This is a genomic window from Acidisoma sp., from assembly GCF_965199065.1.
Classification (GTDB): Bacteria; Pseudomonadota; Alphaproteobacteria; order Acetobacterales; family Acetobacteraceae; genus Acidisoma.
In genome coordinates, this window is the sequence record NZ_CBDAQN010000001.1 from 270581 (window position 1) to 290546 (window position 19966).

General features: G+C 66.0%; 19 protein-coding genes and 1 pseudogene. 12 read left to right on the top strand and 8 right to left on the bottom strand.

The genetic code is table 11. From position 1 onward, the window contains the following. Nucleotides 1–802 precede the first annotated feature (802 nt). From ilvC to miaA, 4 genes and pseudogenes are all read right to left on the bottom strand, one after another. Nucleotides 803–1828, bottom strand: a pseudogene (gene ilvC / locus ACOEQ1_RS01305) (ketol-acid reductoisomerase); the annotation flags it as partial. 27 nt (nt 1829–1855) lie between these two features. Then, a complete protein-coding gene (gene ilvN / locus ACOEQ1_RS01310) occupies nt 1856–2374 on the bottom strand; it encodes an acetolactate synthase small subunit (RefSeq protein WP_419757431.1) in 519 nt (172 codons plus the stop codon). Further along, the gene (locus tag ACOEQ1_RS01315; protein WP_419757432.1) at nt 2374–4170 is read right to left on the bottom strand and encodes an acetolactate synthase 3 large subunit; all 1797 of its coding nucleotides are present in this window, start codon (nt 4168–4170) and stop codon (nt 2374–2376) included. Before ACOEQ1_RS01315 ends, ilvN begins: the two co-directional genes overlap by 1 nt. A gap of 64 nt (nt 4171–4234) precedes the next feature. Then, entirely contained in the window at nt 4235–5233 is a 999-nt protein-coding gene (gene miaA, locus ACOEQ1_RS01320; protein WP_419757433.1) for a tRNA (adenosine(37)-N6)-dimethylallyltransferase MiaA, read from the bottom strand. An 89-nt stretch (nt 5234–5322) separates the two neighbouring features. On the opposite strand from miaA, the gene serB reads away from it, so the two are divergent. After that, complete coding sequence (gene serB / locus ACOEQ1_RS01325) at nt 5323–6198, top strand: phosphoserine phosphatase SerB (protein ID WP_419757434.1); 876 nt, start codon at nt 5323–5325, stop codon at nt 6196–6198. Between the two features lie 21 nt (nt 6199–6219). Then, nucleotides 6220–6498 (top strand): hypothetical protein, encoded by a 279-nt coding sequence (locus ACOEQ1_RS01330; RefSeq protein ID WP_419757435.1) that lies wholly within the window; start codon nt 6220–6222, stop codon nt 6496–6498. A 15-nt stretch (nt 6499–6513) separates the two neighbouring features. Here ACOEQ1_RS01330 and truA read toward each other — a convergent pair whose 3' ends face one another. Genes truA through def form a run of 3 tightly spaced genes read right to left on the bottom strand, consistent with a single transcriptional unit; the run spans nt 6514 to nt 8764 of the window. Then, entirely contained in the window at nt 6514–7290 is a 777-nt protein-coding gene (truA, locus tag ACOEQ1_RS01335) for a tRNA pseudouridine(38-40) synthase TruA (RefSeq protein WP_419757436.1), read from the bottom strand. Between the two features lie 27 nt (nt 7291–7317). Further along, nucleotides 7318–8226 carry a methionyl-tRNA formyltransferase gene (fmt, locus tag ACOEQ1_RS01340; protein WP_419757437.1) on the bottom strand — a complete coding sequence of 303 codons (909 nt, stop codon included), beginning with the start codon at nt 8224–8226 and terminating at the stop codon, nt 7318–7320. A 4-nt stretch (nt 8227–8230) separates the two neighbouring features. Beyond that, nucleotides 8231–8764, bottom strand: coding sequence for a peptide deformylase (def, locus tag ACOEQ1_RS01345; protein WP_419757438.1), 534 nt, complete (start codon nt 8762–8764; stop codon nt 8231–8233). Nucleotides 8765–8916: 152 nt separating this feature from the next. On the opposite strand from def, the gene ACOEQ1_RS01350 reads away from it, so the two are divergent. The 7 genes from ACOEQ1_RS01350 to ACOEQ1_RS01380 all read left to right on the top strand — a co-directional run bounded on the left by ACOEQ1_RS01350 (nt 8917) and on the right by ACOEQ1_RS01380 (nt 15542). Then, entirely contained in the window at nt 8917–9444 is a 528-nt protein-coding gene (locus tag ACOEQ1_RS01350) for an Hsp20 family protein (RefSeq protein WP_419758609.1), read from the top strand. A gap of 70 nt (nt 9445–9514) precedes the next feature. Further along, nucleotides 9515–9769 (top strand): DUF1150 family protein, encoded by a 255-nt coding sequence (locus ACOEQ1_RS01355; RefSeq protein WP_419757439.1) that lies wholly within the window; start codon nt 9515–9517, stop codon nt 9767–9769. Nucleotides 9770–9858: 89 nt separating this feature from the next. Next, nucleotides 9859–11298 carry a DNA repair protein RadA gene (gene radA, locus ACOEQ1_RS01360; RefSeq protein ID WP_419757440.1) on the top strand — a complete coding sequence of 480 codons (1440 nt, stop codon included), beginning with the start codon at nt 9859–9861 and terminating at the stop codon, nt 11296–11298. After that, a complete protein-coding gene (locus tag ACOEQ1_RS01365) occupies nt 11295–11918 on the top strand; it encodes a CvpA family protein (RefSeq protein ID WP_419757441.1) in 624 nt (207 codons plus the stop codon). Before radA ends, ACOEQ1_RS01365 begins: the two co-directional genes overlap by 4 nt. Nucleotides 11919–11964: 46 nt before the next feature. After that, nucleotides 11965–13452, top strand: a complete 1488-nt coding sequence (gene purF / locus ACOEQ1_RS01370) for an amidophosphoribosyltransferase (RefSeq protein ID WP_419757442.1) — start codon at nt 11965–11967, stop codon at nt 13450–13452. A gap of 88 nt (nt 13453–13540) precedes the next feature. After that, nucleotides 13541–13903, top strand: a complete 363-nt coding sequence (locus ACOEQ1_RS01375; protein ID WP_419757443.1) for a hypothetical protein — start codon at nt 13541–13543, stop codon at nt 13901–13903. Nucleotides 13904–13910: 7 nt separating this feature from the next. Further along, nucleotides 13911–15542, top strand: a complete 1632-nt coding sequence (locus ACOEQ1_RS01380) for a methyl-accepting chemotaxis protein (protein WP_419757444.1) — start codon at nt 13911–13913, stop codon at nt 15540–15542. Between the two features lie 33 nt (nt 15543–15575). On the opposite strand, the gene ACOEQ1_RS01385 is transcribed toward ACOEQ1_RS01380, so the two are convergent. Then, a complete protein-coding gene (locus ACOEQ1_RS01385; protein ID WP_419757445.1) occupies nt 15576–17384 on the bottom strand; it encodes an ABC-F family ATP-binding cassette domain-containing protein in 1809 nt (602 codons plus the stop codon). 134 nt (nt 17385–17518) lie between these two features. Between ACOEQ1_RS01385 and lepB the strand changes: the two genes are divergently transcribed. Genes lepB through era form a run of 3 tightly spaced genes read left to right on the top strand, consistent with a single transcriptional unit; the run spans nt 17519 to nt 19907 of the window. Continuing rightward, the gene (lepB, locus tag ACOEQ1_RS01390; protein ID WP_419757446.1) at nt 17519–18262 is read left to right on the top strand and encodes a signal peptidase I; all 744 of its coding nucleotides are present in this window, start codon (nt 17519–17521) and stop codon (nt 18260–18262) included. Continuing rightward, nucleotides 18214–19005: a ribonuclease III gene (gene rnc, locus ACOEQ1_RS01395; RefSeq protein WP_419757447.1), complete on the top strand. Its 792-nt coding sequence runs from the start codon at nt 18214–18216 to the stop codon at nt 19003–19005. The genes lepB and rnc overlap by 49 nt, the downstream gene beginning before the upstream one ends. Further along, entirely contained in the window at nt 19002–19907 is a 906-nt protein-coding gene (gene era, locus ACOEQ1_RS01400; RefSeq protein ID WP_419757448.1) for a GTPase Era, read from the top strand. The genes rnc and era overlap by 4 nt, the downstream gene beginning before the upstream one ends. The last annotated feature ends 59 nt before the right edge of the window (nt 19908–19966 follow it).

The window sequence follows — 19966 nt, forward strand, 5'->3', positions numbered from 1 at the left end:
TCTGGCGATCACCGGATAGGAGCCACCCCAGGCCCGCAACGTCCCGGATCAAGCCGGCCCGGTTCGCGACGATGCGCGGATGCAGCACATCGTGGATAGCGATCCCAGAACCGCCCGCGATCAGCACCGCCGCCAGCACCAGGACGATCCGTGTGATGCGGTCCCTCGTTGACCTGCAGCGCCAAAGACACGCGAAGGCAAGGATCGGGCCTAGGAAACCCATCGCCTCCTGCAGCCGCAGGGTGCCTACGGCGAGCAGTAGAATACCGGCGAGCCGCCAGCGGGTCGTCTCTCCGAACAGGATCAACAGCAGCAGCAGCCAGCAATAGGCGGCAGCCGTTGGGCCATCGGCCACGCTCGCGAATGCGGCGGTCATCGAAGCGGCGAGAAAGATCAGGACCGGGAAAAGCCCGTAGCTGCGGTCAGCCGCGGGCAAAACTGCGAGGCAGGTGACCGTCAACGCCCATGGCGTCAGGTTGGTTGCCAGGCTGAAGGCCAACGCCGTCGTATGCGTGCGATCCTGCCCCAGCCACATCAGCAAAACGGCGGGTATCTGCATGAGGATTTGGCTGGTCGAGCGAGAGTGCTCGACGACGGCGAACGAATGCCGCAACAGGATCTGCTCGACGTAGTAAGCGCCGTCGGCATAGAGCCCGCGGAGGGCGAGACCGGCCCAGAGTTGCATCAGCAGGATCGCGCCCAGGGCGACGGCGAGCGCCATCCAGCCGATACGCGGAGAATGAAAAACGGCGGTCATTCCGAAATGATATCGGAACGACCGCCGTTTTGGAAGCCGGAAGGGTTAGTTCTTCGTCTTGTCGACGAGGCGGTTCTTCGAGATCCACGGCATCATCGCGCGCAGCTTCTCGCCCACTTCCTCGATCTGGTGTTCGGCCAGGCGGCGGCGGGTTGCCTTGAAGCTCGACTGGTTCACCTTGTTCTCCAGCATCCAGTCACGCGCAAAGCGGCCCGACTGGATATCCGCCAGCACCCGCTTCATCTCCGCCTTGGTCTCGGAGGTGATGATGCGCGGACCCGAGATATATTCGCCATATTCGGCGGTGTTGCTGATCGAGTAGTTCATGTTGGCGATGCCGCCCTCGTAGATGAGGTCGACGATCAGCTTCACCTCATGCAGGCACTCGAAGTAGGCCATCTCGGGCGCATAGCCTGCCTCGACCAGCGTCTCGAACCCGCCTTTGATGAGTTCGACCAATCCGCCGCAAAGAACCACCTGCTCGCCGAACAGATCGGTTTCGCACTCTTCCTTGAATGTCGTCTCGATGATGCCGGCACGGCCGCCGCCGACGGCGCTCGCATAGGACAGCGCGATGTCCATTGCGTTGCCGGACTGGTTCTGCGCCACCGCGACCAGGCAAGGCACGCCGCCGCCCTTCTGATACTCGCCGCGCACCGTGTGGCCGGGGCCTTTCGGCGCGATCATGAACACGTCGATGTCGGGGCGCGGATCCAGCAGGTTGAAATGCACATTGAGGCCGTGCGCGAAAGCCAGCGCGGTGCCCTCCCGCATATTGGCGTGGAGCTTCTCGCGGTAGAGGTCGCCCTGGCCCTCATCCGGCGTCAGCACCATGATGACATCGGCCCATTTGGCGGCCTCGGCCGGGTCAAGCACGCGAAGCCCGGCGGCCTCCGCCTTGGCGACGCCGGCCGAGCCGGGGCGAAGCCCGACCGCCAACTCGCGCACGCCGCTATCCTTGAGGTTCAGCGCGTGGGCGTGGCCCTGGCTGCCGAAGCCGATGATCGCGACCTTCTTGCCCTTGATGAGGTTCACGTCGGCATCGCGATCGTAATAGACACGCATCGTAACTCGTCTCCTGTAGTGATTAAACCCGGCTCAGATGATCGTCTTCGTTCCGCGCGCGATGGCGGCGACGCCACTTCTCGAAATCTCGGCCAGCCCCAGCGGGCGCATCAAATCCAGAAAAGCGTCGATCTTGTCGGTAGCGCCCGTCAGCTCGAACACGAAACTATCGATTGTGGTGTCGACAATCCTGGCCCGGAAGGCATCGGCGATCTGCAACGCCTGTCCGCGGGGCTCGCCGCTGGCGATGACCTTGATGAGCGCCAGCTCCCGCGCAACATGCGGTCCCTCGCCGGTGAGGTCGGCCACCTTGTGCACCGGCACGATGCGGTTCAACTGAGCCTTGATCTGCTCGATGACCTGCTCGGTTCCTCGCGTCACGACGGTGATCCGGCTGCGGCCGCGATCCTCGTCGATGGGCGCCACCGTCAGGCTGTCGATATTGTAGCCGCGCCCGGAGAACAGGCCGATGACGCGGGCGAGCACGCCCGCTTCATTCTCCACCAGGACCGCGATGGTGGCGGTCCGACTCAGGCCGGTTTCGCCGCTCATCACACCAGCACCATCCCGGCGTTGGTAACCTCGGCGTTGTCGCGGTTCTTATCCGGCCCCAGCAGCATCTCGTTATGCGCCGCGCCCGAGGGGATCATCGGGTAGACGTTCTCGCCCTGGTCCACCGCTATGTCGGCAATCACCGCGCGGTCGCATTTGATCATCTCCAGGATGACGCGGTCGAGATCGTCGATCGTCGTTGCCCGCATGCCGACCCCATGAAAGCTCTCGGCGAGTTTGGTGAAGTCGGGCAGGGACTGGCTGTAGCTTTCGGAATAGCGGCCGCCATGCAGCAGCTCCTGCCACTGGCGGACCATCCCCATGTATTGGTTGTTGAGGATGAAGACCTTCACGGGCAGCCGATACTGCGCCAGCGTTCCCATCTCCTGGATGTTCATCAGGATCGAGGCTTCGCCCGCGATATCGATCACCAGAGCATCCGGGTGGGCGATCTGCACGCCCATGGCGGCGGGCAGGCCATAGCCCATGGTGCCGAGGCCGCCGCTCGTCATCCAGCGGTTGGGCTTCTCGAAGCCGAAATGCTGGGCCGCCCACATCTGGTGCTGCCCGACTTCGGTCGTGATGAACGTGTCCCGCCCGCTCTGCTGCGTCAGCTCATAGAGCCGACGGACGGCATGTTGCGGCTTGATGATCGATCCCGGCTCCTGCGGCTGGACGAAGGCGAGGCTGCGGCGCTCGCGCCAGCTGTCGATCTGGCGCCACCAGCTGGCCATGGCCGACCGATCCGGCCGGGCGCCCTCGGAGCGGATGGCCGCGAGCAGGGCCCGCAGCACAATGCCGGCATCGCCCACGATCGGCACGTCGACCACGACGTTCTTGTTGATGTTGGAGGCGTCGATATCGACATGCACCTTCCGCGAGTTCGGGCTGAAGGCGCTCAGCCGGCCGGTCACGCGGTCGTCGAAGCGGGCGCCGATGTTCAGCATCACATCGCAACCATGCATGGCCATGTTGGCCTCGTAGGTTCCGTGCATGCCGAGCATCCCGACGAAGTGCGGGTCGCTTGCGGGGAGGGTGCCCAGGCCCATCAGCGTATTGGTGCAGGGGATGCCGGTTTCGGCCACCAGTTCGCGCAGTGCTACGGAAGCCTCCGGCCCGGCGTTGATGACGCCACCGCCGACGTAGAGAATGGGGCGTTTTGCTGAGCGAATGAGCGCAACTGCCTTTTCGATCTGCGCCGGATCGGGCTCCGTGCGCGGCCGGTAACTCCGGTGCGGCTCCTGGGATGCCACCACGTAAGGCGCCGGATTGATCAGGATATCCTTCGGCAGATCGACGACCACAGGGCCGGGACGGCCGCTGCGGGCGACATAGAAGGCCTCGTGCACCACGCGGGCGAGGTCGCCGGACTTCTTCACCAGATAGTTGTGCTTCGTCGCGGGACGGGTGATGCCGACCGTATCCGCCTCCTGGAAGGCGTCGTTGCCTATGAGATGCGTCGGCACCTGGCCCGTGAGGCAGACCACGGGGATGCTGTCCATCAGCGCGTCGACGAGGCCGGTCACGGCATTGGTGGCGCCGGGCCCACTGGTCACCAGCACGACACCGACCCGGCCGGTGCTGCGCGCATAGCCCTCGGCGGCATGGACCGCCGCCTGCTCATGCCGGACCAGAATGTGCCGGATGGCGTTCTGCTGGAAGATGGCGTCGTAAATCGGCAGGACGGCGCCACCCGGATAGCCGAAAATAACCTCTACGCCCTGCTCCTTCAGCGCGCGCAGAAGGATCTGCGCGCCCGACATCGGGAGATCGGCGGAGGGGGTCACGGCGTTCATAAGAAAATCCTTGGTTGCAGCCGGAAGGGCGGGGGCCGGTAATGAACCTCGCTACCCTCCGGCGTCAACCGCCTTCGCGAATAAAACGCGTCAGATCAGCTATTCGGCTTTCCGAAAGTTGCGCGGAATTGCCGATTTGCGAATGGATCATATGCAGATGACCCTCCGCGGCTAATTCATGGTGCCGGAACCAGGTGGCTTGGCGCTTGATGTAATGGTTGGTATTCGCGATCGCCTGGGCGCGGGCCGCTGCCATCGTCATTTCTCCGCGCAGATAGGCGCCAAGCTCGGGCACGCCATGGGCCCGCATCGCGGGCAGGCTCGGGTCAAGGTCCTGCGTCATCAGCGCCCGCACCTCCTCAGCCGCCCCGGCCGCGAGCATCGCGTCGAACCGCTGCACGGCGGCCAGTTGCAGATCGGCCCGCGGCGGATCAAGCCGGATGGCGCGGAAGCGCCACGGCGGTGGCGGCAGGGCGGTGGCGCTGCGCCACTCTTCCAGACCACGGCCGGTGCTCAGCCACACTTCATAGGCGCGCGCGATGCGCTGGCCGTCCGTCGGCGCGATCAGCGCGGCCGTCTCGGGGTCGTGTGCTGCGAGTTCGGCGTGCAGCCCGGCAGCCCCGAGTGTGACCAGTGCCGCGCGCGCTTCCGTCCGCGCCGCCGGATCGATTGGCGGGATGTCGGAAAGCCCGTGCCGCAACGCCGAGAAATAGAGGCCGGTACCGCCGCAAAGGATCGGCAGCAGCCCCTTCGCATGCGCCTGTGCCATTTCGGAGAGGGCGGTTTCCCGCCACCAGGCGACGTGGCCGGGTTCGGCGGCCGGGCGCACGCCGTAGAGCGCATGAGGGACCTGGGCTTCATCGGCGAGGGTCGGCCGCGCCGTCAGGATGCGCAACTCCCGGTAGATCTGCATTGAATCGGTGTTGATGACGATGCCGCCAAGCCGTTCGGCGAGGATCAGCGCCAGCGCAGACTTGCCGCTGCACGTCGGGCCTGCCAGGAAAAGGGCCAGCGGAAGGTCCGGCTCCACGCCTTCATGCAGAATGCTCGCGGCACTAGACACCGCGCGTTTGTCTCGTGCGGTGGGTTCGCCGTTCTACGCATGCAACGCACCTTGCGCGACGTCGCCTGCCCGGCCAGTCTCCGCGCCGCATGCGTTACATCCTCACACTTGTTGCCGACCGAAACTCCACAAGCCTCAGTGCTGCCATGATCCGCAGGGTAGCGGAAGCGGTGCGGGGCAGTAAGCCTGTCCTTTTGAGCGAGGGCGAGGCCGCCGATATCCCCTGTCTGGAGCCGCCCGATCCCATCGCGATCCAGCAGGCTCTGGAGAATGCCGCGGTGGACTGCATCGTGACCAAAACGCGCGGGCGCCGCAAAGCCCTGTTGGTGGCCGACATGGACAGCACCATCGTCACGAGCGAGACGCTGGATGAGCTCGCGGCTTTTGCCGGGGTGAAGGCGGAAATCGAGGCGATCACCCGCCGCAGCATGAACGGCGAGATCGACTTCGCCGAGGCGCTGCGGGCGCGCGTCGCCATGCTGCGCGGGCTCGACCTGGATGCGCTGGAGAAGACCTGGAAGCAGACCGAGCTGATGCCGGGGGCGCGCGAACTGGTGGCGACGATGCGCGCGCACCATGCGCTGACGGCGCTGGTCTCGGGCGGCTTCACCTTTTTCACCGGGCGGGTGGCGGCGGCTGCCGGTTTCGACGAGCACCATGCCAATGGACTGATCGACGATGGGCATACGCTGACGGGCGAGGTGGCCGAGCCGATCCTGGACCGCGACGCCAAGAAGGCAACGTTGCTGCGCCTCGCCGAGCAGCGCGGGGTCAAGCTCTCGGCAACGCTGGCGGTCGGCGACGGCGCCAACGATCTGGCGATGCTGGCGGTGGCGGGGCTAGGTGTCGCCTACCATGCGAAGCCGATCGTGGCGCGGGAGGCAAGGGCGCGCATCGATCATGGTAATCTTCGGGCTATCTTGTTCGCGCAGGGTTATCCTGCCTCGGCTTTCGTAACTGTCTGAGGTTCGCAAGGAGATGGCCTGATGTCGACGCCAGTTCGCGACTGGATCCTCCCACAGCTCGACGCTTTGATTGCCGAGGGCGTCAAGAACGGCATGGACCGGCAGGTGATTGTCGCCGTCATCACCGACATCGTCGAGGGGCCTGGCTACAACGACGTGGTCACCCGGGAGGAGGATGCTCCGCTCCCGACGGGTATGACGGACCCGACACAGGAGCCGATACCGACGAGCGTTATGCCGTTGACCCGGCCCGAGTGGTTTCCGTATTCCCCATCCTCCCTGCCGGATCCGGAGCAGTAGCCGGCCTGGGGAAATCTAGCCGCTCCCCGGCTTGCCGAAGATTGGCGGATCATAGTCGACCGCCATGAAGGTGAGCCCATCCGGCGGCGCCGTCGGGCCAGCCGCAGCCCTCGATCGCGCCGCCAAAGCCTGCGCCACCCGATCGGGCCGCCAGACCCCTTCGCCCACCAGCTTCAGCGTCCCCACCATGTTGCGCACCTGGTGGTGGAGAAAACTCCGAGCCTCGGCCTCAATCACCACATGCGCGCCCTGCCGCCGCACATCCAGGCGGTCGAGCGTCCGCAGCGGTGAGTTGGCCTGGCAGCTCGCGGCGCGGAACGAGGTGAAGTCGTGCCGCCCCAGCAGGTGGCGTGCGCCTTCGGCCATCGTTTCCGCATCCAGATCGTGCGGCAGATGCCAGACATGGCCCATCTCGAGCGCCGGGCGTGCCCTGCGGTTGAGGATCACGTAGCGGTAGCGCCGGCGGACAGCCTTGAAACGCGGATGCCAGTCCGCCGGCGCCTCGCGCGCCTCCCGCACCACCACCGCATGCGGCTTCATGTAAAAGTTAAGCGCATCCCGCACCCGGTCGGGCGGCAGGATGCCCGGCAGGGCGATCATCGCCACCTGGCCTTCGGCATGAACCCCGGCGTCGGTTCGGCCCGCCACGGCGCAGGCCACAGGCGCGCCACCGGCCAAATGCGCCGCCGCGTCCTCCACGATCTTCTGAACGGACAGACCGTTGTCCTGAAACTGCCAGCCGACGAACCCCCGCCCGTCATACTCGATGAGCAGGGCGTAGGCCGTCGTCACGATCCTCGCCTCATTGCCCGTAACGCCTCATCCGCCGAGCCGACTGCCCACCGGCAGAGCGAAGCCGCGCAGGAACTCCGCCGCCGTCACCGGACCCCGGCCGGCCCTCTGCAACCGGATGATCCGCAGCGCGTTCTCGCCGCAGGCAATTGCGAGGGCATCGTCCAGCACGAGGCCGGGCTCGCCAGCGCCGGACACGACCTCCGCTTCCAGCACCTTCAGCACCTCTGTCCCGATGGTCGAGAAGGCTCCCGGCCAGGGGTCATATGCTCTCGTCTGCCGCTCGATCCGCTCGGCGGGCAGGCTCCAGTCGATGCGCCCGTCGGCGCGCGTCAGCCTGGAGGCGTAGGTGACGCCCTCTGCCGGTTGCGGAGTGGCGGGTGGATTTTCCGCCAGCGCCCGAAGCACCAGTGCAGCCCCGAGCGCCGCCAGCGCATCATGCATGTCTGCAAGCCGCGTCTTCGGCCCGATCGGCAGCGCGCCACGCAGAAGCATGGGGCCAGTATCCAGCCCCGCGTCCATCTGCATGATCGTGACGCCCGTCTCGCTGTCGCCGGCGAGGATCGCGGCATGAATCGGCGCCGCTCCACGCCAGCGCGGCAGCAGGCTCGCATGGATGTTGAGGCAACCCCGGGCGGGGGCCGCCAGCCACTCGCGGGGCAGGATAAGCCCGTAGGCCGCGACTACGCCAGCATCGGCGCCGAGCGCCTGGAACGCTGCCAGCGCCTCGGCGTCCCCCCGCAGCTTAGCGGGATGACGAACCTGGAGGCCCAGCGACTCGCCGGCACGTTGCACCGGGCACGGCTGGAGCGTCTGGCCGCGGCCTGCCGGCCGGGGTGGCTGGCAATAGACCGCCGCCACATCATGCCCTGCGCCCACCAGCGCCTGCAGCGCCGGCACCGCGAAGTCGGGGCTGCCCATGAACACCAGGCGCATGAGCCTATCCAACCTTCCGGGCGCGCTTCTCCTTGGCCATCTTGCGCAGGATCATGTTGCGCTTCAGCGCCGAGAGATGATCGACAAACAGAATGCCGTCGAGATGATCGATCTCGTGCTGCAGGCAGGTGGCGAGCAGCCCGTCCGCCTCGATCGTCTGCGGCCGGCCATCGAGATCCTCGTAAACCACAACCACGCGTTCCGGCCGCGTCACCTCCGCGTAGTGGCCTGGAAGCGAAAGGCAGCCTTCTTCCCGGGTCGCTTCCTCGCGGCTTTTCTTCTCGATCGTCGGGTTGATCAGAGTGATCGGCGCCGGTTTTTCGTCCGGTTGCAGATCAATGATCGCGAAGCGCAGGTCGAGTCCGACCTGAGGCGCCGCCAGGCCGATGCCCGGCGCGGCATACATCGTTGCCAGCATGCGCGGCAGGATCGAGCGGATCGTCTCACGGTCCTTCGCGGCAACCGGCCGGGTCTTGGCTTTCAGCCGAGGGTCGGGCGCGAGGAGCAGAGGCAAGGGTTCTGGCGTTGAGGTGGTCATCCGGACGACTTACCCGCGTGGCCTGCATGGATCAACGGAGTGCTCTGCATGGACGCCCTTGCAACCTGGTTCGCCCAGACCCACAATGCAAATCTGCGAGTGCCAATTATGGGCTCGTGAATGCTTCGCTCTCACCAGAGGAGGCTCAGGCCATGACCACCCGTGTGTTTACCTCGCCGCTCTTTCTCGGCTTTGACCATCTGGAGCAGATACTGGAACGGGCGTCCAAAACCCAGTCCGAAGGCTACCCGCCCTACAATATCGAACAGACCGGCCCTTCCGGCCTGCGAATCAGTTTGGCCGTAGCCGGGTTCAGCATGGAAGATCTTCAGATCACTCATGAGGACAACCAGCTGGTCATTCGCGGGCGGCAAGGAGAGGACGGCCAGAACCGGGTCTTTCTCTATCGTGGGATCGCCTCGCGGCAGTTCCAGCGTGCTTTTGTGCTGGCGGAAGGCATCGAGATTAAGGGTGCGTGGCTGAACAACGGCCTGCTCCATATCGATTTGATCCGCCCGCAGCCCGAGACAAGGGTGCGGACGATCCCGATCGACACGGTGGCGAAGCCGCCGGCGGGCGCGGTTCCTGCACGTGCAAGGCGCGATATCCGCGAGGTTGCCGAAATGCGGACCGAAATCGGGCCACAGGTAGGGATTGCCCGCATCGTGGGCGAGCAGTGAGCGTCCTGCCGAAGCGAACTTTGAACGGGATGGGCTTGTGAGCCGTCCCTCGAGAAAGGTTAAGGGTAAAATGCGTAGCCAGAATGCCAACGATGGCGTGGATGCCGCTGCTGTGCAGATCCTCGACATCCGCCACATCACGACCGACCAGCTAGCTCAACTCGGTGTATCGCGTCTTGCTTACATCAAGCCGGTCACCGTAGGGGGCGAAGATGTTTTCGCCATTCATGCCGCGGACGGAACGCCCATGGCCGTCGCCCCCAACCGGGAACTCGCCTGGGGGGCGATTATCGAGCACGAGATGGTGCCGACGCTCGTCAATTGAGCCAGCGCTGCTGACTGCCGCCGGCGCGCCCGTCGGTCGAGCGCGTTATTCGCTTCCGCCCGACTCGGGCCGCCGGGCATGGTTTCGAAATGGCTAAATCCGCCGCCCGCTTCGTCTGCCAGAGTTGCGGCGCAGTCCACGCCAAATGGAGTGGACGGTGCGAAGCCTGTGGCGCCTGGAACAGCATCGTGGAGGAAGTGCAGCCTGCCGCCCAAGTGCGTGCGGTCGCTACGGGCCGCAAGCTTGCACTGGTTGGGCTGGAAGGAGAGGCTGACCCGCCGCCCCGGCGCCCGCTCGGCTTGGCGGAACTCGACCGGGTGCTGGGCGGAGGCCTTGTTCCGGCATCCGCCATCCTCGTCGGCGGCGATCCCGGCATCGGCAAATCGACGCTTATGCTGCAGGCGGCAGCGTCGCTCGCTCGCGGCGGTGGTCGCGCCATCTATATCTCAGGCGAGGAATCGGTCGATCAACTGCGTATGCGGGCGCGCCGTCTCGGGCTGACGGATGCCGCGGTGGAACTGGCCGCGGCTACCGGTGTGCAGGACATTCTGGCGACGCTTGCCGCCGCAGGGCGCGGGCCGGGCGGAGCGGTCTCCCTCCTGGTCATCGATTCCATCCAGACGATGGCGCACGAGGCTCTGGATTCCGCGCCGGGTAGTGTCGCCCAGGTGCGCGCCAGCGCCCTCGAACTCATCCGCCTTGCGAAATCGGAAGGCTTCGCGCTGGTTCTGGTCGGTCATGTCACCAAGGAGGGTGCGCTGGCAGGCCCGCGGGTGATGGAGCACATGGTCGACGCCGTGCTCTACTTCGAAGGCGAGCGCGGCCACCAGTTCCGCATCCTGCGCGCGGTGAAGAACCGCTTCGGCGCGACCGACGAGATCGGCGTCTTCGAGATGACCGAGCAGGGCTTGGCAGAGGTCGCCAACCCTTCGGCGCTGTTCCTCGCCGAGCGGCGGGGCAACATTGCCGGGAGCGCCGTCTTCGCGGGATTGGAAGGGACGCGCCCGGTCCTCATGGAAATCCAGGCGCTGTTGTCGCCGAATGCTGGCGGTTCGCCGCGCCGCTCGGTGCTCGGCTGGGATGGCGGCCGCCTCGGCATGCTGCTCGCCGTGCTTGAAAGCCGGGGCGGTCTCCGGCTTTCCCAGCATGACGTCTACCTCAACGTCGCGGGCGGTTTGCGCATCACCGAGCCGGCAGCCGACCTCGCCGTCGCCGCGGCGATCGCCTCTGCCGCGGCCGGGCAGCCGACCGACCCCAGCCTTGCCTTCTTCGGCGAGATCGGGCTTTCCGGCGAGGTCCGGCAGGTGGCGCAGGCCGAGGCGCGGCTCAAGGAGATGGCGAAGCTCGGGTTCACCGCCGCGGCCATGCCGCGCCGTCTGGGCGGCGGCAGCCGGCGGCCGGTCGCGGCGCCCCCCGGACTGGCTCTGGTGGAGATCGGCCATGTGAGCGATCTTCTCGGCCGGTTCCGTGATCGGCCCGCGGCTGCTCCGGGCAGAAAAGGGGAGCCTGCCTTGGAAGGATTGGAATGACCTGGTTCGATCTCGCCATGCTGGCCGTGCTGGCGCTGTCCGCCCTGCTCGCCTTCTTCCGCGGCTTCGTGCGGGAAGTGCTGGGCGTCGGTGCCTGGATCGGCGCCATTTTCGTGGGCTACTGGTTCTTCCCCTTCGTCGCGCCGAAGTTCGAGCAGTGGATCCACGCCAAGGAGTTCGCCGATCCCGCCGCGATCGCCGTCGTCTTCGTTGTTGCCCTTATCGTGCTCTCCGTCATCAGCAGTTGGGTGGGGGCATTGGTGCGCGGCTCGGCGCTTGGCGGGGTCGATCGCACGTTGGGGCTGGTGTTCGGGCTCGCGAGGGGCGCGGTCGTGCTCATTTTCTGTTACGTCGCCGCAGGGTTGGTGACGACGCCGCAGGACTGGCCCGAGCCGATACGGGATGCGCGGCTGCTCCCCTATGTGTATGAGGGGGCGCAGGAGGCTGTGGCCCTGCTACCGGCGCAATACCACCCGCATCTTGCGGCACCGCCGACCACGCAGCCGCCCAGCCTGCAGGATTTGCTGCAGCCGGAGCCGAAAGGCTCAGCTCTTGCATCGCCCACGCCGTCGACCAATCAGAGCGCGAGCAGCGACAGCGGTAGCAATCAGAGTCAGTAGAGCCTGCATCGGTGATGCGGGGTCGAGGCCTTCAGGGGTGAAGTCGATGATGGACGTTTACGGGTCGGACCGGGCCGCGGAAGCCGGCGACGACGACAAAATGCACGAGGAATGCGGCGTCTTCGGCGTCTGGCATGTCGTCGACGCGGCGGCCATCACGGCGCTCGGCCTTCATGCTCTTCAGCATCGCGGACAGGAGGCGACCGGCATCGCCAGCTACGACGGCGAGCGCTTCCACGTCCATAAGGGGCTCGGCCTCGTCGGCGACAACTTCAGCGACGCCAAGGTCATCGCCGGCCTCCCCGGCGCCCATGCCATCGGGCACAACCGCTATGCCACCACCGGCGAGACGGTGCTGCGGAACGTCCAGCCCCTCTACGCGGATTTCGAGTTTGGCGGCTTCGCGGTCGGCCACAACGGCAACCTGACGAACGCTCTCGCCCTTCGCCGCCAACTGGTGCGGCGCGGCTGTCTGTTTCAGTCGACGACCGATTCCGAGGTCTTCATCCACCTCATCGCCATCAGCCTATACGCGACCGTGGTCGACCGGCTGATCGATGCGCTGAAGCAGGTCGTCGGCGCCTATTCCTTGGTCGCGCTGTCACAGGACGGGCTGATCGGCGTGCGGGACCCGCAGGGTGTGAGGCCGCTGATCCTCGGCCGTCTGCCGCATGCGGACGGCAATGACGGCTGGGTGCTGGCGAGTGAGACCTGCGCGCTCGAGATCGTCGGCGCCGAGTTCATCCGCGACGTGGAGCCGGGCGAGATCGTCGTCATCAACGATCAGGGCCTGCGGAGCATCAAGCCCTTCCACCGCACGACCTCTCGCTTCTGCATCTTCGAGTATGTCTATTTCGCCCGCCCGGATTCGGTGATGGAGGGCAAGCCCGTCTATGGCGCCCGCAAGGAGATCGGGGCGATGCTCGCCCGCGAGTCAGGCGTCGACGCCGATGTCATTGTGCCCGTCCCGGATTCGGGTGTGCCCTCGGCCATGGGCTACGCGTCGGAGAGCGGTATCCCCTACGAGCTGGGCATCATCCGCAACCACTACGTCGGCCGCACCTTCATCGAGCCGACGGACCAGATCCGCAACCTGGGCGTCCGCCTCAAGCATTCCGGCAACCGCGCGGTTCTCGCCGGTAAGCGCGTCATCCTCGTCGACGATTCCATCGTCCGCGGCACCACCAGCCGCAAGATCGTCGAGATGGTTCGCGCGGCAGGTGCTACCGAGGTGCACATGCGTATCTCCTCGCCACCCACCACGCACTCCTGCTTCTACGGCATCGACACGCCGGAGCGCGGTAAGCTGCTTGCCGCCCGCCACGATGTTGCCGAGATGGCGGATCTGATTGGCGCCGACAGTCTCGCTTTCATTTCGATCGACGGACTGTATCGGGCCTTGGGCGAGGCGAAGCGCAACGCTGTCAATCCCCATTTCTGTGACGCCTGCTTCACCGGCGACTACCCGATCCCGCTCCATGATTTGGATGTGCGCGGCGAGCGCCAACTCGCGCTGGTGCCCAAGGCCGGCTGACGACCGAACGTCATACGCTAAGCTCTTAACCAGAAAATCAGACGTTCAGACGATTATGGCTCCCGCAACCAGGGGGCGGTGATCGTCGATGGCTTTCTGGCTTGGTCGTCCGGTACTCGGTCATGTGGGCCGTCGATCAACGGGCCTGGGCGCGTGGTCGATCCCGGTGGCTCTTGGCTCGCTGTCTCTCATGGCGGCCCTCGTGCTGTCTCTGCAGCCTCGCCCATCCGGGCCGGTCGCGCTGCTCTTCCCTCCCTGGTGGGGTGCGATGCGATCCATCGCCGCCGCCGCCCGCGTCGGCTCCATTGTCCGCCTTGGGGCAGTTCCGTTCATCGTTGTCGTACAGCCGGATAAAAGCTTCCGCCGCCACGTCGGAGGAAGCCTCGCTTGGCTGGTTCTGGATCCTCAGGCGCTTGGCGGCTGTGGCCTCCTCAAACATATTTCAGAGTGAGACCCCAATGGCCGAAAACCTGAGCACTCTGCGCGATACCGTCAGCAAGCTCCTTGTTCCGGTGCTTTGGCTGCATGTCGTCCTGATAGCGCTGATCGCCTGGAAACTCGGCAACGGTTTGGTGCTTTTTGCCGTTCTGGCGGCCGCGGTGGCCGGGGCCGCCACGGCCGTCTGGGCCGCGGCGCCGTCATCACGATCCAGCCGCCTCACCATCGCGGTTGCATATATCGGGTTGGTCTCGATCCTGCTCGCCGGTTGCCGGGGCAGCCCTCTGCAGCTCGACATCCACATGTATTATTTTGCGTCCATGGCGATACTCGCGATGTACTGCGACTGGGAGGTTGTCCTCGCCGCAGCCGGAGCGACGGCGGTGCATCATCTCGTGCTGAATTTCGCCGCCCCGGCATTCGTATTTCCCGAAGGGAGCGATATCGGCCGGGTCGTTCTGCACGCCGTCGTCGTGGTCTTTGAAGCGGGAGCCCTGGTTTGGATGACGCACCGTGTCGCCAGGTTGTTCGTGTTGTCGGCGCAACATCTCGGAGAGGCGCACGCTGCTTCGGACGCCGCTGCAGCAGCGCGCGCGGAGCTCGACGTGCAAGGGGAAGCTGCGGAGTGCGAGCGTCAGGAAAGGCTGGCACTGATGACCGCGGCGGCGGCGCTGCAGACTGAGGTTGTGACGGCGATCAGCCTGGCGCTCGCAAAAGCGGCTGAAGGCAATCTCGTCTATCGCTTGACCGATGCCTTCCCGCAGGATTTCGAGAGCCTCCGGACAGATTTCAACGCGGCCATGGAATCACTCCGCCTCGCTCTGGCGTCGGTTGATTCCGTAAGCCAAGGCATCCGGGGCAACATTCAGAACATCTCCGCCTCGGCTGACGATCTGGCGCTGCGGACGGAGCGGCAGGCGGCTTCCCTGGAGCAGACGGCGGCGGCGCTTCATGAGATTGGGGACGGGGCTCGCCATTCGGCGGAGATCGCCCGCGACGCGCAGACGATCGTCGAGACGGCAGCCTCCGATGCGCGGCAATCGGAGACCGTTGTCAGGGAGACGATCGCGGCCATGGACGCAATTCAGGCCTCATCCCGGCAGATCGACCAGATCGTCGTTCTGATCGATGAAATTGCCTTTCAGACGAACCTTCTTGCGCTCAATGCCGGGGTTGAGGCGGCGCGCGCCGGGGACGCCGGGCGTGGCTTCGCCGTGGTAGCGACTGAGGTGCGGGCGCTCGCACAGCGTTCCGCCGATGCCGCGAAGGAGATCAAGTCGCTCATTTCGGCATCGGGACGGCATGTGGAAGCGGGGGTTCGGCTGGTTGGCGACACCGGGCGGACATTAGGCCGGACCGCCGAACAAGTTGTGCAGTTGCAAGGCCTTCTTAGTCAACTTGCGTCTGCCGCGGGGCAGGAGGCGACCGCGCTTGCGAACATCGACATGGCGGTCGCTGAGATGGACAGCGTAACCCAGCGGAACGCTGCGATGGTCCAGGATACGAGCGTGACGGTGCAGGGGTTGAGCGCGGACGTCGAAGACCTCGTCGGCCATGTTGGCCGTTTCCGGACCGAAACTCCGCGCGCCGTGCCTGTCAAGGGCAGGCAGCCGAACCGCTCCGCACCGCAGCGTGTCACGGAGACCGCCTGAACTTATTTACGCCGTGATGATCCGCCGCGAAATTCAACCCGCGTGCGACTCCCGCTGCACCTCGAGTTCGAGCCAGCGCTCTTCCGCCTCGACAAGCTCGTTTTCGTTCCGGGCAAGTGCAGCACTGGTCGCCGCAAACTTCCTTGCGTCCTTCGCGTAGAGGTCAGGGTCCGCAAGCACGCGCCGCAGACGCGCGGCCTCCGCCTGCAAATCGGCGATCTGGCCCGGTAGCTTCTCCAGGGCATGACGGTCCTTGAAGCTCATTTTGCGAGCGGGCATCGGCGCCGCCTCCGGCTTCACGGCGGCGCGCGGACCGGCGGCGGCCGCACCACCTTGTGCAGGCCGTGCCGGCAGGTCGGATTGCCGCTGCGCCATCATGTCCGAATAGCCGCCAGCATACTCCGTCCAGCGGCCGTCGCCCTCGGCCGCCAATGTGGAGGTCACGACCCGGTCGAGAAAATCGCGGTCATGGCTGACCAGCAGCACGGTGCCGGCGTAGTCGGTCAGCATGTCCTGCAGCAGGTCCAGCGTCTCGAAATCGAGGTCATTGGTCGGTTCGTCGAGCACCAGCAGGTTCGAGGGCCGCGCCAGAGCGCAGGCGAGCAACAGCCGCCCGCGCTCCCCGCCCGAGAGCGTTCCGACGGGCGTTCGCGCCTGCTCGGGCTTGAACATGAAGTCCTTCATGTAGCCGATGACGTGGCGGCGCTCGGCGCCGACCTGCACCATGTCCCCATGACCGTCGGTCAGCGTCTCGGCGAGCGTCCGCGTCGGATCGAGCGCCGCCCGCTGCTGGTCCAGCGTCACCGTCTCGAGGTTGGTGCCGATGCGGATGGTGCCGCTATCGGGTGTCACCTGACCGGTCAGCAGTTTGAGCAGCGTTGTCTTTCCAGCGCCGTTGGGCCCGACGATCCCGAGCCGGTCGCCACGCAGCACCCGCAGGTCGAGGTTGCGCACGATCGGCCGGTCGTAGGATTTCGACACACCCTCGGCGACGAAGACCAGCTTGCCGGAGCCTTCCGCTTCGCTCGCCGCCATCCGGGTGCCGGTCGCGACCGTGTTCCGCTCGCGATGCCGCTGGCGAAGGGCCGCGAGTTCACCCACGCGCCGCACGTTGCGCTTGCGCCGGGCAGTCACGCCGTAGCGCATCCAATCCTCTTCGCGCGCAATCTGGCGGCCGAGCTTGTGGTGCTCCGCCTCTTCCTGCGCCATCACCTCCTCGCGCCAGTCCTCGTAGCCGTCGAAGCCCCGGTCGACGCGGCGTGTCATGCCGCGATCGAGCCAGATCAGCGAGCGCGACAGCGTGGTGAGCAGCCTGCGGTCATGGCTGATGAGCACCAATCCGGCGCGCAGCCGCCCGAGTTCGGCCTCCAGCCATTCGATGGCCGGGAGGTCCAGGTGGTTCGTTGGCTCGTCCAGCAGCAGCAGATCGGGCTGGGGGGCGAGCACGCGGGCGAGTGCCGCGCGGCGCCCTTCGCCGCCCGATAGGCTGGCAGGGTTTTCCTCGCCCGAGAGGCCGAGTTCGGAGAGCAGGCTGATGGCCCGGTAGGGGTCGTCGCCGGGGCCCATTCCGGCTTCGACGTAGTCGAGGGTGGTCGCGAACCCGGAGAGGTCCGGCTCCTGCGGGAGGTAGCGGATGGTGGCCCCGGGCTGCATGAAGCGGGTGCCGCCATCGGGCTGCATGAGCCCGGCGGCGATCTTGAGCAGGGTCGACTTGCCGGAGCCGTTACGGCCGATCAGGCAGATGCGGTCGCCCGCGCCGACGCCGATCTCAGCTCCGTCCAGCAGCGCGGTGCTGCCGAGGTTGATGTGGATATCCTGAAGCATGAGCAGAGGAGGTGCCATGGCGCCTTGTCGCCGATCGGGCGGGCTTGCCGCAAGGCACGCATTGCGGCCGCTCAGGTTACGGGACGCTTGCTTGACAGCCTGGACCCTTTCCGCGACATCCGCCGGGCGTCTCGAGAGGTTCAAGCAGTCCTATGGCTCAGCGTAAACCCGGCGGCTGGGGTGACAGCCTCAAGACGGTGATCTACGCCGCCCTGATCGCCATCTTCATCCGCACTTTCCTGTATGAGCCGTTCAACATTCCCTCGGGCAGCATGATCCCCACGCTACTGGTGGGCGATTACCTCTTTGTCTCGAAATTCAGTTACGGCTACTCGAACTACTCGTTTCCGCTGTCGCCGAACCTCTTTCAGGGCCGCATCTTCGGCAGCCTGCCCAAGCGCGGCGATGTCGCGGTCTTCCGGCTGCCGCGCGACCCCAGCATCGACTACATCAAGCGCATCGTCGGCCTGCCCGGCGACAGCATTCAGATGCAGAACGGTCACCTCTTCATCAACGGCAAGGAGCTGCCGCGCACCCCGGACGGCAGCTATACGACCGAGGGAGACGATGACGGTCCGCCGATGGTGCTGAAGAAATACATCGAGACCATGCCCGACGGCCTGCAGCACCCGATCCTCAAAGCATCGGATGACGGGCCGCTCGACAACACCCAGGTTTATCACGTGCCACCAGGCTACGTTTTCGGCATGGGCGACAATCGCGACGACAGCCTCGACAGTCGTGTGCTGGATGCGGTGGGCTACATACCGGTCGCTAACCTGGTAGGGCACGCGGAGATCATCTTCTTCTCCATCGACGCGCGCTATCCTTGGTGGGAGGTGTGGGAATGGCCATTCGAGATCCGCTGGGACCGCATCCTCCACACGATCCATTGACCGCGGCCGCAGCCGGCACGCGACGCCCTCCCGGTGGTGCCGAGGCCGAGGGCGCCATCGCCGATGTGGAGGTCATCCTTGGCCACAAGTTCCGCGAACCTCGGCTGCTGCGGGAGGCGCTGACGCACCGCTCGGCCGCCGGCTCCGGCCGTCGTTCGAACGAGCGTCTGGAGTTTCTCGGGGATCGCGTTCTGGGCCTCACGGTCGCCGTCTGGCTCGTGGAGCAATACCCGCGGGAGGAGGAAGGCGCGCTCGGTCCCCGTCTGGCGCATCTTGTCTCTCAGCCGGTGCTGGCCCGGATCGCGGAGGAATTGGGTCTGTTTGCCTTGCTGTCGGTGCCGCCGGGTGAGACGCGGGCCGGGGTTCGCAGGCGGGCGTCGGTGCTCGCGGATACGATGGAGGCCTTGCTCGGCGCCATGTTCCTCGATGGCGGCCTTGAGCCTGTGCAGCGCTTTGTGCGCGCCCGCTTCGCCGCGACCATGATCGCCGAGGCGGATCCGCCGAAGGACCCCAAGACGGCCTTGCAGGAATGGGGGCAGGCGCGGGCTCTCGGCCTGCCGGTCTACGAGATCGCGTCGCGCGAGGGGCCATCGCATGAGCCCCATTTCGTCATCAGCGTCAGCCTGGGCGGAGAGATGACGCAGGGTGAGGGCGGCAATCGCCGGGCGGCGGAGCAGGCCGCGGCCCAGGCGTTGCTTGCCCGGTTGCAAGCGGGGCTCAAGGCGAGGATGAAGGGGCGATGAGCGACACCCCGACTGACGCGCCCCGCTGCGGCTTCGTCGCCATCATCGGCGCCCCGAATGCCGGCAAATCGACCTTGCTCAACCGCATCGCCGGCACGAAGCTCTCGATCGTCAGCCCCAAGGCGCAGACGACCCGGTTCCGCATCATGGGCATCCTCATGCGCGGGCCTGCGCAAATACTGCTGGTGGATACGCCCGGCATCTTTCAGCCCAAGCGCCGGCTGGACCGCGCGATGGTGGCGGCGGCCTGGACCGGCATGCAGGATGCCGATCTCACGGTGCTGCTGGTGGATGCCAAGGCCGGCCTGTCCGAGTTGACCAAGGGGATCATCGACCGGCTGGCAAAGGCCGACCGGGAGGTTTGGCTGGTCTTGAACAAGACCGACCTGGTCGAGCCGGCGAAGCTGCTGCCGCTTATCGCGGCGATCAACGAGCGGTTGACGTGCAGCGAGACCTTCATGGTCAGCGCGACGACAGGCGAAGGCGTGGCCGAACTACGGGACGCGCTGGCGCGGTCGATGCCGGAAGGGCCGCACCTCTATCCGGAGGAGGACCTCACCGACCTGCCGGACCGTTTGCTCGCCGCCGAGATCGTGCGCGAGCAGATCTTGCTGCAGACGCACCAGGAAGTGCCGCACGAGACGACTGTGGAGACGGAGAGCTTCACCGAGCGGAAAGATGGATCGGTGCGGATCGACGCCACGATCACTGTTTCGCGGCCCGGCCACAAGGCGATCCTGATCGGGGCTGGCGGCGCGCGAATCAAGGAGATCGGGGCGAAGGCGCGTTTGGAGCTGACGAAGCTTTTCGACCGCAAGGTGCACTTGTTCCTGACGGTGAAGGAGCGCGCGGGCTGGGACGAGAAGACGCAGCATCTGCGCGCCCTGGGGCTGGATGGTTGAGCCCGCAGCCGCCGGAACGCCTCCGCTTGTGATCCCATCATCCCCTGACGTGAGGCGCC